Annotated in this window: 11 protein-coding genes; 3 read left to right on the forward strand and 8 right to left on the reverse strand. The window is 48.3% G+C overall.

The annotated features are described in order from the left end of the window. Window positions 1–35 precede the first annotated feature (35 nt). Genes EDD53_RS11930 through hslO form a run of 3 tightly spaced genes read right to left on the reverse strand, consistent with a single transcriptional unit; the run spans window position 36 to window position 2,774 of the window. Window positions 36–1,193, reverse strand: a complete 1,158-nt coding sequence (locus EDD53_RS11930) for a CCA tRNA nucleotidyltransferase (RefSeq protein ID WP_123793547.1) — start codon at window positions 1,191–1,193, stop codon at window positions 36–38. Beyond that, complete coding sequence (locus tag EDD53_RS11935; RefSeq protein ID WP_123793549.1) at window positions 1,190–1,789, reverse strand: CoA pyrophosphatase; 600 nt, start codon at window positions 1,787–1,789, stop codon at window positions 1,190–1,192. Before EDD53_RS11935 ends, EDD53_RS11930 begins: the two co-directional genes overlap by 4 nt. Continuing rightward, window positions 1,773–2,774: an Hsp33 family molecular chaperone HslO gene (hslO, locus tag EDD53_RS11940; protein ID WP_123793551.1), complete on the reverse strand. Its 1,002-nt coding sequence runs from the start codon at window positions 2,772–2,774 to the stop codon at window positions 1,773–1,775. Before hslO ends, EDD53_RS11935 begins: the two co-directional genes overlap by 17 nt. Before the next feature lie 77 nt (window positions 2,775–2,851). Here hslO and EDD53_RS11945 point away from each other — a divergent pair, with 77 nt between their 5' ends. Further along, complete coding sequence (locus EDD53_RS11945) at window positions 2,852–3,286, forward strand: NUDIX domain-containing protein (protein ID WP_123793553.1); 435 nt, start codon at window positions 2,852–2,854, stop codon at window positions 3,284–3,286. Here the strand turns inward: EDD53_RS11945 and EDD53_RS11950 are convergent. After that, a complete protein-coding gene (locus tag EDD53_RS11950; protein WP_246002377.1) occupies window positions 3,278–4,564 on the reverse strand; it encodes a PP2C family protein-serine/threonine phosphatase in 1,287 nt (428 codons plus the stop codon). The two genes, EDD53_RS11945 and EDD53_RS11950, sit on opposite strands and share 9 nt — an antisense overlap. 133 nt (window positions 4,565–4,697) lie before the next feature. Here EDD53_RS11950 and EDD53_RS11955 point away from each other — a divergent pair, with 133 nt between their 5' ends. Further along, window positions 4,698–5,030, forward strand: a complete 333-nt coding sequence (locus EDD53_RS11955) for an Hpt domain-containing protein (RefSeq protein ID WP_123793557.1) — start codon at window positions 4,698–4,700, stop codon at window positions 5,028–5,030. Here EDD53_RS11955 and ilvA read toward each other — a convergent pair. After that, entirely contained in the window at window positions 5,027–6,277 is a 1,251-nt protein-coding gene (gene ilvA / locus EDD53_RS11960; RefSeq protein WP_123793559.1) for a threonine ammonia-lyase IlvA, read from the reverse strand. The two genes, EDD53_RS11955 and ilvA, sit on opposite strands and share 4 nt — an antisense overlap. Next, on the reverse strand, window positions 6,274–7,020 hold the full coding sequence (locus EDD53_RS11965) for a hypothetical protein (protein WP_123793561.1): 747 nt from the start codon (window positions 7,018–7,020) through the stop codon (window positions 6,274–6,276). The genes ilvA and EDD53_RS11965 overlap by 4 nt, the downstream gene beginning before the upstream one ends. 137 nt (window positions 7,021–7,157) lie before the next feature. On the opposite strand from EDD53_RS11965, the gene EDD53_RS11970 reads away from it, so the two are divergent. Next, window positions 7,158–8,381: an argininosuccinate synthase gene (locus EDD53_RS11970; RefSeq protein WP_123793563.1), complete on the forward strand. Its 1,224-nt coding sequence runs from the start codon at window positions 7,158–7,160 to the stop codon at window positions 8,379–8,381. Window positions 8,382–8,429: 48 nt separating this feature from the next. Here EDD53_RS11970 and EDD53_RS11975 read toward each other — a convergent pair whose 3' ends face one another. Both EDD53_RS11975 and EDD53_RS11980 read right to left on the reverse strand, forming a co-directional pair. After that, window positions 8,430–9,314 carry a ribokinase gene (locus EDD53_RS11975; RefSeq protein ID WP_123793565.1) on the reverse strand — a complete coding sequence of 295 codons (885 nt, stop codon included), beginning with the start codon at window positions 9,312–9,314 and terminating at the stop codon, window positions 8,430–8,432. 15 nt (window positions 9,315–9,329) lie between these two features. Beyond that, entirely contained in the window at window positions 9,330–11,594 is a 2,265-nt protein-coding gene (locus tag EDD53_RS11980) for an NADP-dependent malic enzyme (protein ID WP_123793566.1), read from the reverse strand. Window positions 11,595–11,616 lie beyond the last annotated feature (22 nt).

An 11,616-nucleotide genomic window follows, 5' to 3' on the forward strand; every position in this document is an offset into this window, starting at 1 on the left:
ATGGCCAAGGCGCTCTATCTCACATTTTATCGTGTTCACTTGGCTTCCAGTTTTTTCAGCAATTCAGTTTTGGTTAGCTTAAAGCCCGACTGCAACCAAGTATGATGCAGTGTTTTCAACGCTAAGCCTAAGTCTTTTCCAGACAATCGTGGCATAAGATCCTGCGCTGAGACAGGAAAGACTTGTTTTTCTGCCTCTAAGATCTGCGCCTCAATATTCGGATCCATCGGTGTTTCAAACGTGGCCGCGCGCAAGGCAGCCACAGCTAAAGCCACCTGAGCTCCGTCTATATTCGAAATCTCACTCAAACTGCGCCCGTCACCCATTGAGGACCTCAGCAAGTTCAACTTGGCGCCCTGCTTTTTTGATAACTTCAACCGCTCGATGGGCGTATCGCCCCCCAGTGCAGCAAGTCGCGCAATTGGGTCAGTCGCGAACTCCATCGAAACGAATGGATACAGTGTACGCCCCGATGCGGCTGGCAAGATAGCTTGCAAAACGCCGGACGCCTCCATTGCCCCTATTGCGAGGCACGGATCCGGCGCTGCGAGAAGCTTTAACATTTCTGCTCCGATACGCTCCCGCGACAAGGTTGCAAGCCCATCTAAATTTTGCGCACAAGCCGCAACCCCATTCGAATCTAACCCATTTGAAGGATTGCCATAGGCCGTGTAAAACCGAAAGAATCTGAGAATTCGCAAATAGTCTTCTTTGATACGTTTATTGGGGTCACCTATAAATCGCACAATACGCTGCTGCAGGTCGGGTAATCCCGCCAATGGATCTATGATCTCGCCTGACAGATCAGCATAAAGCGCGTTGATTGAAAAATCTCGCCTGCTTGCATCTTGTTCTAAGGTTTTGGCAAAAGCCACTGTTGCGCGACGACCATCTGTTGTGACGTCTCGGCGAAAAGTGGTAATCTCAAAAGGCACGCCCAGCGCCACGACGGTGACAGTCCCGTGCTCAAGTCCTGTGGGAATGACTTTCAATCCAGAAATCTTCGCAAGCTCCATCACCTCATCAGGGCGCAATGGTGTCGCCATATCGATGTCGGTTGCATCCAATTCCATCAAACTGTTCCGCACACAGCCACCCACAAAATAGGCACTCGACCCTGCATCGCGAAACATTCGGATAACCTGTTGGGTCGCCTCGGCCGTAAACCAGCTTTTGTTTTTCACTGAATTCATTTGTTGGCCTTTTCTGCAAAAGATCGCAGAACACGGGCAGTCGCCCCCCAAATATAATAAGGACCGAATGGAACGGTATAAAATGAGCGCTTTTGATCGCGCCAGAAACGAGATTGTACTTTGTACTTCGATAAATCCAACACATGCCTCAAAGGAACTTCGAAAATTTCCGAAACCTCCGCTTCTTCAGCTTGTGGGGTGAAATCTTGTCTTACCCAGCCGACAACAGGGTGCATCTCATAGTTCGAGATTGTGACATGAGACGGCAATTCGCCCAAGACATCGACGGTGTGCGGCGGTAAGCCGATTTCTTCGTCAGCCTCTCGTATTGCGGCGGCAACATGGTCGCGGTCCCCGGGGTCAACGCGACCGCCAGGAAAGGCAATCTGGCCAGGATGGTTGCGAATGGTCGCAGACCGCTTGGTCAATATTAAATTAGTCCCCGACGCGCGTTCTATCAAAGGCAGTAAAACCCCTGCCGCTTTGAGGGGGGCTTTCGGCAACTCTATATTTGTATTTAGATCAAAATCAGAAGACGGGTGCCCAGCTTTCGCCAGCACCCGTTCTATATGTAGTCGACTAAGCTGAACGCCCATCAGGCCCAGCCTTTGCTTCGAAGCCCAACGTTTCTGGGTCCATCTCATAGTGCATTCCGCAGAATTGGCAGTCTGCTGAAACAACTCCCGCATCTGTTGTCATTGTTTTGATATCTTTTGCGGAATAAATCGACAGGCTGTTGCGCACACTTGCTTCGGAACAGCTACATCCAAATGCAACAGATTGCGCATCAAATACGCGGGGCTGATCTTCATGGAACAAGCGTGTCAAAAGTTGGGTAGGCTGAACGCTTGGACCAATCAATTCAAGTGAATCGACCGAATCCAATAAAATATTGGCGCGATTCCAGTTTTCAAAATCATCTTCACTCAGAATATCTTCAGCCTTCAGAACACCATCAGCGGCCTCGTTTTCAACGGGTGCAACACTCGGTGAGGCCTTTGGCATTTTTTGCAGCATCACCCCCCCTGCGCGCCATTTTTCGTCTTCACCTGACAAGGTTGAGCGACCGAAAGACAATTCAAACCGTGTTGGTAGTTGTTCAGATTGTGCAAAATAGTTTTCCGCACAGTTGGAAAGCGATGAGCCCGTGAGGGGCGTAATACCTTGGTAGGGTTTCATACCCTCACCTTGATCAATCAAGATGGCGAAATATCCATTCCCGACGTTGTCATATGCGTCACCATCTTCCTGCAGGCGCTCTTTATCATAGGACGCATAGGCACGAATGCGCGCGGGTTTCCCGTCTGCGGTCGGAGCGTAGTAATCTGTGGCAATCAAGCGCGCAGGGCCATCGTTGCGAATCTGGATAGAAAGCTTCCACCGTAGCTTAATTGTCTGACCGATCATTGCGGTCAAAAGCGCGACCTCAGCGACAAGCGCTTCAATCGCAGGTGGATAATCGTGCTGCATAAGCACATTTTCCAAAACCCCGTCTAACCGAGCTACGCGTCCGCGAACGTCTGATTTGTCGAGTTGAAATGGGAGAACTGTATCATCCCAGGCGATTTTTGATCCAAGCATTTTAGGTTCCCTTGCGCGTCAGACGTTGCCATACCTTGTTCATATAAGGGCAACAACCTCTGCGAAAAGGGTGAATTATGATTAGACGTTACGGTGACCCCAAAAAAAATGGCGTTTTTTACAAGTTGCGGCCAGGCGCCTACGCAATCCTACCTAAAAACGGCAACCTGCTTTTAACATTTCAGGAAAGCAACATGGGCGAATTCCAACTGCCTGGAGGAGGTATCGATCAAAACGAATCGCCCATAGCGGCTCTACACAGAGAAGTAATGGAAGAAACGGGGTATCGTATTGGCAGAGTTCGCTTTTCGCACGCATTTCGCAGATTTTCGTTCATGCCAGAATATGGAATTTGGGCTGAAAAACTGTGCCGCATTTACATAGCACGCCCCGTTCGAAAAATATGCGCGCCATTGGAGATAGGGCACACGGCCGTCTGGATGCCGCGCGAAATTGCAATTAAGAAACTGGGCAATCCAGGGGATAGGGCAGCGGTTAAGAATTTATTTTAGATACTCAATAAGAACGGCAGAAATATCATCTGGAAAGTCTCGATCGTTGTTATATTTGTTTAAATCCCAAAGTAGCGTATCAAAAAAGGCACCGCCTGACAGATCCGCGTACCCGTTCAACATAGTCGCAAAGCCTTCTTCACCAAGCATGCCTTCACCACCATCTGGGCACTCAGTGACTCCATCAGACAGCAAGATAATGCGTTCACCCTTTGAAATTTTGACCTCATAATCTTCATAGGGTGCATTTGGGATCAAACCCACTGGCAATCCACCTTCCCCAAAATAGGACACGGACTCATCCTGATGCTGAATTGCGGGATAAGGATGACCACACTGGGTCATGACAAAAGAGCCAGTTCTTTTATCGAAATGACCTAAAATCATCGTAAAATATAGATCTGTATCCATTTCCTCTAGCATCAGACGATTCAAGGAACTTGCAACTTCTGCAGGCGACCTTGGCGCATAAGAACCGTCAATTGCAGTTGAGATAGCCAAATTCTGATCCGGCGTTGAGCCAGTTAGGTAAGCGGCAAGTCGGGCGGTCATCAGTGCAGAAGCAACACCATGTCCAGAAACATCTATCGAGAATACTCCTATTTTTGTGTCGTTAATTGGGAAGAAGCCAACCAAATCACCACCCACATGACCGCTAGGGCGTAGTAACAGTGAAACCTGCGCATCCCCGAATGAACGAAATCTCTCTTTTACCAATGACTGCTGTAACTTACGCGCCTCGACCAAGTCCTTATCAAGCGAGTCGTACAATGCAGAAATTTCGCTCAAGGTAGAGCTGACAAGATCGTTTTGCTCTTTAAGTTCGCGCTGCATGCGAAGAATCCGTTCGCCAGCTCTAATGCGGGCCAACAGCTCGTCGCCTGAAACAGGTTTTGTTAAAAAATCATCAGCGCCGACATCTAAACCCTCAGCAACAGCTGCTTTTTCAGATTTTGAGGTAAGTAGAATGAAATAAGCATAGTCATCCCTGCCTAAAGATCGAAAAATTCTACAAAAATCTAACCCGCTGATACCCGGCATCATCCAATCAGAAATAATGAGGTCAATTTTTTCTGAAGCACAGATATCTAGCGCCATCTCTCCAGAGTCAGCCTCAAAGACTTCGTAGCCCCAACGCCCAAGGTATGAGGATAAAATCCTACGTTGGGCGCGAGAATCATCCACGACCAAGACTGTGTTAACCACCCCCCTTTCAGGGACTGCCTGTAAATAACTAATTTTTTCTTGTGCAACTGCCAACTGATAACCCAGCCTCAAATGATAGAATTAGTCACACCATGCCGTCTTCGACTTAACGCCGCCTTAAGTGTAAAATTAAATGTAACTTCTCAATCAAAATTACCCAAAATTAACATCCTGAGGCAAAGGTAAGAAAAACAGGAAAGTAAGTATGATTGACTGGGATCGCGTCATCGAATTGCGAAACGAAGTTGGCTCTGATGATTTTGATGAAGTTGTTGATTTGTTTCTCAATGAAGTTGACGAAGTTATTGAGCGTTTAAGAGCTGGCAGCGATAGATCTCAGCTTGAAAGTGATTTGCATTTTCTCAAGGGAAGCTGCCTGAACCTTGGCTTTGCTACCTTTTCAACACTGTGCCAGCGCGGCGAAAGCATGGCGGCATCAGGAATGGCGTCAGACGTAAATGTCGAAGATATGTTGGACGTTTACGAAAAATCTCGATCGACCTTCATCGAAAAATCCTCACATTATTTGAGCAGTTAGAGCAGATACTCCGAAAGGGTTTGGTCGTTGGTTATGTCTTTATAAACAAGACCGGCTTGGTCCATTCGCGCAAACAAAACGTCAAAGTTTTCTCGATCCGTCGTTTCGATTCCAATAAGCACTGACCCAAAATTTCGTGCGGATTTTTTCAAGTATTCAAAGCGCGCAACATCATCATTCTTACCCAAAAGGTCGAGAAAGTCACGCAATGCACCCGGTCTTTGCGGCATTCGTAGTATAAAATATTTCTTCAATTCTAAAAATTTCTGTGCGCGCTCTTTGACTTCAGGCAGTCTTTCAAAATCAAAGTTACCCCCAGAAACAACGCAAAGTACCGAACGCCCTCGAATCGTCGGAGCGAGATCTGTAAGAGCATCAATCGTCAAAGCGCCTGCGGGCTCGAGCACAATCCCCTCCACATTCAGCATCTCAACCATCGACGTACAAATACGATCCTCTGGGGAGGTTAAAATATGATCGGCAGGTGTATCTTTAAGGATAGAGAACGGGATACTGCCGATTTGCGCAACGGCGGCACCATCCACAAAGCTATCGACCGCCTCAAGTGCCACCAAACGCTGCGCTTTGACCGAAGCAGTCAAAGATGCGCCACCCATGGGTTCGACAAAGTAGATTTCTGTGCTTGGTGAGTTGTGTTTCAGAAATGAAACAACACCACTCGCCAACCCGCCACCGCCCACCGGAAGAATAACGATATCAGGCAAAGACGGCAGTTGCGCAAAAAATTCAACAGCAACGGAGGCCTGTCCCGCAATCACATCTTCATCATCAAAGGGGGCAAGGAAGTGTCCCTTTGCTTCCGCGCAAAATTCTTTTGCTGACACCAACGTGTCATCGAAATAATCACCCATCATTCGTATTTCGATAAAATCGCCGCCAAATATTCTAGTTTTCTCAACTTTTTGCTTTGGCGTTGTAACGGGCATAAAAATCACACCGCGCACACCGAAATGCCGACAGGCAAAGGCAACCCCTTGGGCGTGGTTGCCCGCTGAAGCGCAGACAAATAAACTAAGATTGGGGCGATCATTGCGGGCGCGATGCATCGCATTTACTGCGCCTCTGATTTTATAACTGCGCACAGGGCTTAGATCTTCGCGCTTAAGCCAGATGTCCGCATCAAATTTCTTTGAAAGGTGATCATTGCGGGCGCAGAGAGTGGGCTCAAAAATCTCATGGATCAATCCAGCGGCATCCTTGGCGCGTTGAGTAAAAGTATCAGTCATGGTTGACCCTGCTGGCCTTCGCTCATTTCATATATCGCGGACAAAAGGCTAACGCCCACCATCAATCCGATCCAGCCAACAATCAGCGAGTATAACAAAGCGATCAGTTCACCGGGCAATACAAGCATTGGAAGTTGCGCACAAAGGGTTGCGAGGACCAATAGGAATACGGCTTGATAAATTTCTTTTTGGATTGATTGTGTTCTTTGCCATGCTTGTTTCAGAGTCATGGACTGGCCAATCGCTGCAGCAGGTAAAATCGGTGACAAGCGATAAAAAATTAGGAACGCCCCCACAAGAGTAATTGCCGGCACGACGGCGAGCAAGGGCTGCAAAACGCCACTGAATGTGCCGATAATTGTCGCGACGAATACAATCGCGAAAGCAATCACTACCATGAGCACAATTAATTTAAGACTATGCCCAAGGTAACTCAAAGTTTGCGCCATATGAAGTTGAGGAAAAATAGTTGTAGGCCGCACCCCTAAGAGCGCAAATCTATGCCATTCGACTGCAACCCAAATTCCAACTATCAATGCAGCAAGGTTGGGGACAATAAGCCAAAGTAGAGATCCCGTACTGACTGGTGCATCCTGTGCAAGAGTAATTTCAGGAGCGAAGCTTGATATGAAAACGATTACCGCAGTCAATGCGACCCAAAGCAAACCCGAAATTGCAAGAGCATCATCAAAATTTCGAAACACAGCCGTTACAGAGCGCTTTAAAAGCAAAAATCCAGTCATCTTCATCCATTCCCAAACATATTAGGCAATACTTAGGCCTTTTGAACAGAAACCAAAAGCTTTCACAGCACGAAACCTTGCTCTTATCCCAAAAACGCGATAATCGCCCAAGCGACATCCGCAAAAGGGAAAACACAATGACAGCGCCAAAAAAAGTCGTCCTCGCCTACTCAGGTGGTCTTGATACATCGATCATTCTGAAATGGCTCCAGACAGAATACGGTTGTGAAGTTGTGACTTTTACCGCCGACCTTGGTCAAGGTGAAGAACTTGAACCAGCACGCGCGAAAGCGGAATTGCTTGGTATCAAGCCTGAAAATATCTTCATTGAAGATGTGCGCGAAGAATTTGTACGCGACTTTGTGTTCCCTATGTTCCGCGCCAATGCAATTTACGAAGGTCAATATCTTTTGGGCACTTCAATCGCACGCCCTTTGATTTCAAAACGTCTTGTTGAAATTGCTGAGATGACTGGCGCAGATGCTGTCGCGCACGGTGCAACAGGCAAAGGCAACGACCAAGTTCGTTTCGAATTGGCCGCATATGCATTGAATCCTGAAATCAAAGTGATCGCGCCTTGGCGTGAATGGGATCTATCGTCACGCACGCGCCTGCTAGAGTTTGCAGAGCAACACCAGATTCCGGTTGCCAAAGACAAACGCGGCGAGGCGCCATTCTCAGTTGACGCCAATATGTTGCACACCTCATCCGAGGGCAAAGTTTTGGAAGATCCAGCAGAGATCGCGCCAGAATACGTGCACCAGCGTACTGTGAACCCAGAAGATGCGCCAGACACACCTGAGTTCATCGAAGTTGGGTTTGAAAAAGGCGATGCTGTATCCATCAATGGCGAAGCGATGAGCCCTGCCACTGTTTTGGAAACGCTGAACGAATATGGCCGCAAACACGGCATCGGGCGTTTGGATTTCGTAGAAAACCGCTTTGTCGGCATGAAATCCCGCGGCGTGTACGAGACACCAGGTGGAACAATCTTGTTGGAAGCACACCGCGGTATCGAACAAATCACACTCGATTCCGGCTCAGGTCACCTCAAAGACAGCTTGATGCCACGCTACGCTGAGCTGATCTACAACGGTTTCTGGTACTCACCAGAGCGCGAAATGCTGCAAGCGGCGATCGACAAATCCCAAGAGCACGTGACTGGCACCGTGACTTTGAAGCTGTACAAAGGCTCTGTATTTACGGTGGCACGCGCATCAGATCACTCGCTCTACTCAGAAGCGCACGTGACATTCGAAGACGATGCAGGCGCTTACGATCAAAAAGACGCAGCGGGCTTTATCCAGCTTAATGCATTGCGCTTGAAGCTCTTGGCCGCACGCAATCGCCGCTTCAAATAAAGATTGTTAGAGAACATTGGGAAGGGGCGCTTTTATAGCGTCCCTTTTTTATTGCGTTGAACCATTTTGAAAATGAGTTACGGCATCAGCTGTGGGAATAGCTTCCGCTGTGCCACGTTTTGTCACTTTAAGAGCTGCCGCAGAGGCCGCCCAAACTAAAGATTGCTGCTTAGGTAGACCCAGATCACACCCCGCTGCAAAATAGCCAGCAAAGGTATCACCTGCTGCGGTGGTATCGACAGCGACAACCTTGGGTGACGATACTTCTATAACCTCCCCCGTTTGGTTCGACCGTAAAAGCGCCCCTTTACTGCCCATGGTTACCAGAATTTCGGGAACCGGAATTTCTTCTATTTTTGAGCCTAAAGCAGCGCAAAGTTGATCTGCTTCGACTTCATTGACAAGCAAGACTGACACAAAAGGCAAAATTTCTTTTACGTTTTTTACATCAAAGGGAGCCGCAGAATAAAAGACTCGCAGCCCTAAATTGTGGGCATATTGCGCAGCCTCAACGACCATATTTGTCTCGTTTTGAACCAAAAGAATGTCACCCATCTTTGCGGTGCTTAAGGCGGCCTTCATCTGTGAGTGATCTATTTTGGTATTGGCGCCTTCATATAAAACAATCGAATTTTCACCAACAGAATCGACCAAAATGATCGCATGACCAGTCTGAACATCTAGTGACGCGACATATTGACAGTTCACACCGTGATATTCGATCTTTTCGCGCACCCAAGTGTCTGATGCTCCTATCGCACCGATGTGATGCACCTGACAGCCAGCGCGCGCCACAGCAACGGATTGATTTAAACCTTTACCGCCCAAACCGATACTATACTGAGTCGCACCCAGTGTTTCACCTGGCCTCGGCAAGTGAGGAAGCGCATAGAAGTGATCGACATTGATCGACCCAAAGTTAAAAATCGTCATACGCTTCCTGTCCGCTTACTTAGATTGACCGACTTTGCACGCAGCCAATATGGCCATGTTCAAAATATCGTTGACGGTTGAAACGGTCGAACACACCTGAATTGGCTTATCAACCCCCGTCAAAATTGGCCCTATCACCGTTGCCCCTGCCATTTCTTGCATCAATTTTACAGAAATAGATGCCGAATGCCGCGCAGGAACAACCAATATGTTAGCAGGACCAGTCAGACGACAGAACGGGTAATTGGCCATTGCTTCAGAATTCAGCGCCACATCGACTGCCATTTCGCCTTCGTATTCGAAATCCACACCGCGTTCATCTAGAACTTTCGGTGCCATATGCATTTTGGTCGCACGCTCTGACACTGGGTAGCCAAATGTCGAAAACGATGCGAACGCAACACGTGGCTCAATACCTAAGGCCCGCGCAACCTGCGCAGCTGCGATAGCAATGTCGGCGAGATCATTTTCGTCAGGCCATTCATGCACAAGCGTATCGGCGATGAAAACAATGCGACCTTTGTGCAAAAGGGCCGTGACCCCGACCGCTCCGTCAGATGCTTTCGCATCGAACACAGTGTTGATACGGTCGAGAACATGCGCAGATTTACGTGTCGCTCCAGTTACCAGACCATCGGCATGATCATGCGCAAGCATCAACGCTGAAAATGCGTGGCGATCACGTGCAGCAAGACGGTGAATATCTTTGTGGTCATGACCAGATCGTTGCAAGCGCTTGTACAAGAAATCTTTATATTGATCTAAATGCGCGGTGTTGGCGGCATTTACGATTTCAAGCCCATTCATCGCATCACTCAGGCCTTCAACTTCTAATTTTTCGCGCACATCGTCTTCACGACCAACGACCAAAGCACGGCCAAAACCACCACGTTGATAGGCAACAGCGGCACGCAAAACACGCGGATCATCGCCTTCCGCAAAGACCATTGTCGCCTGCGCTTGGCGCGCTCGGGCGTAAAGGCCTTGTAAGATTTGTGCTGTTGGATCCATACGCGCTTGTAGATCTTGTTCGTAGCCCGCCATGTCGACAATCGGTCTGCGCGCAACGCCAGTGTCCATGCCAGCTTTCGCAACAGCTGGTGGGATGGTGTAGATCAAACGTGGATCAAACGGCGTAGGAATTATATAGTCGCGGCCAAAAGATAGTTTTTGCCCATAAGCAAGCGCAACTTCATCAGGCACATCTTGGCGTGCAAGTTCCGCCAAAGCCCGCGCACAGGCGATTTTCATTTCATCGTTGATTGCGCGTGCATGGATATCAAGCGCCCCGCGGAACAAATATGGAAACCCAAGCACATTATTCACTTGATTTGGATAGTCAGAACGCCCAGTTGCAACAATCGCGTCCTCGCGCACTGCATGCGCTTCTTCTGGTGTGATTTCTGGATCCGGGTTCGCCATAGCAAAAATTACCGGATTTGGCGCCATTGATGCCACCATGTCACTTGTTACAGCACCTTTTGCGGACACCCCCAAAAACACATCAGCGTCTTTCATGGCATCTTCTAATGTCCTTGTATCAGTTTTTGCTGCATGCGCAGATTTCCACTGATTCATGCCCTCAGTGCGCCCTTGGTAAATCACGCCCTTGGTGTCACACATGATACAATTGTCATGTTTCGCACCCATGGATTTGATCAACTCAAGACATGCAATTCCAGCCGCACCTGCGCCATTCAAAACGATACGACAATCTTCGATTTTCTTACCTGAAATGTGTAACGCGTTGATCAGTCCAGCCGCACAGATAACCGCTGTGCCGTGCTGATCATCATGAAACACAGGAATGTCCATTTCTTCTTTAAGGCGCTGTTCGATGATAAAGCACTCGGGCGCCTTGATGTCTTCTAAGTTGATGCCGCCAAATGTTGGCCCCATCAACTTTACAGCTTGAATGATTTGTTCAGGATCTTCTGTATCCAGTTCAATATCGATCGAGTTTACGTCAGCAAATCGTTTGAATAAAACGGATTTACCTTCCATCACGGGTTTAGACGCTAATGCGCCTAAATTTCCCAATCCAAGCACAGCTGTACCGTTAGAAATCACCGCAACTAGATTGCCCTTATTGGTGTAATCGTACGCTGTTTCAGGCCTGGCTGCTATTTCTTCACAAGGCACCGCAACGCCCGGAGAATAGGCCAACGAAAGATCGCGCTGCGTTGTCATCGGCACGCTTGGCGCGATGTCGAATTTACCTGGACGTGGGTCCATGTGAAACGCTAACGCTTCTTCACGGGTTTGCTTAGGTTTGGGCATTTGGGGGGCCTCCATTTTTGCC

The organism is Pacificibacter maritimus, from assembly GCF_003814915.1.
GTDB classification, from domain to species: domain Bacteria; phylum Pseudomonadota; class Alphaproteobacteria; order Rhodobacterales; family Rhodobacteraceae; genus Celeribacter; species Celeribacter maritimus.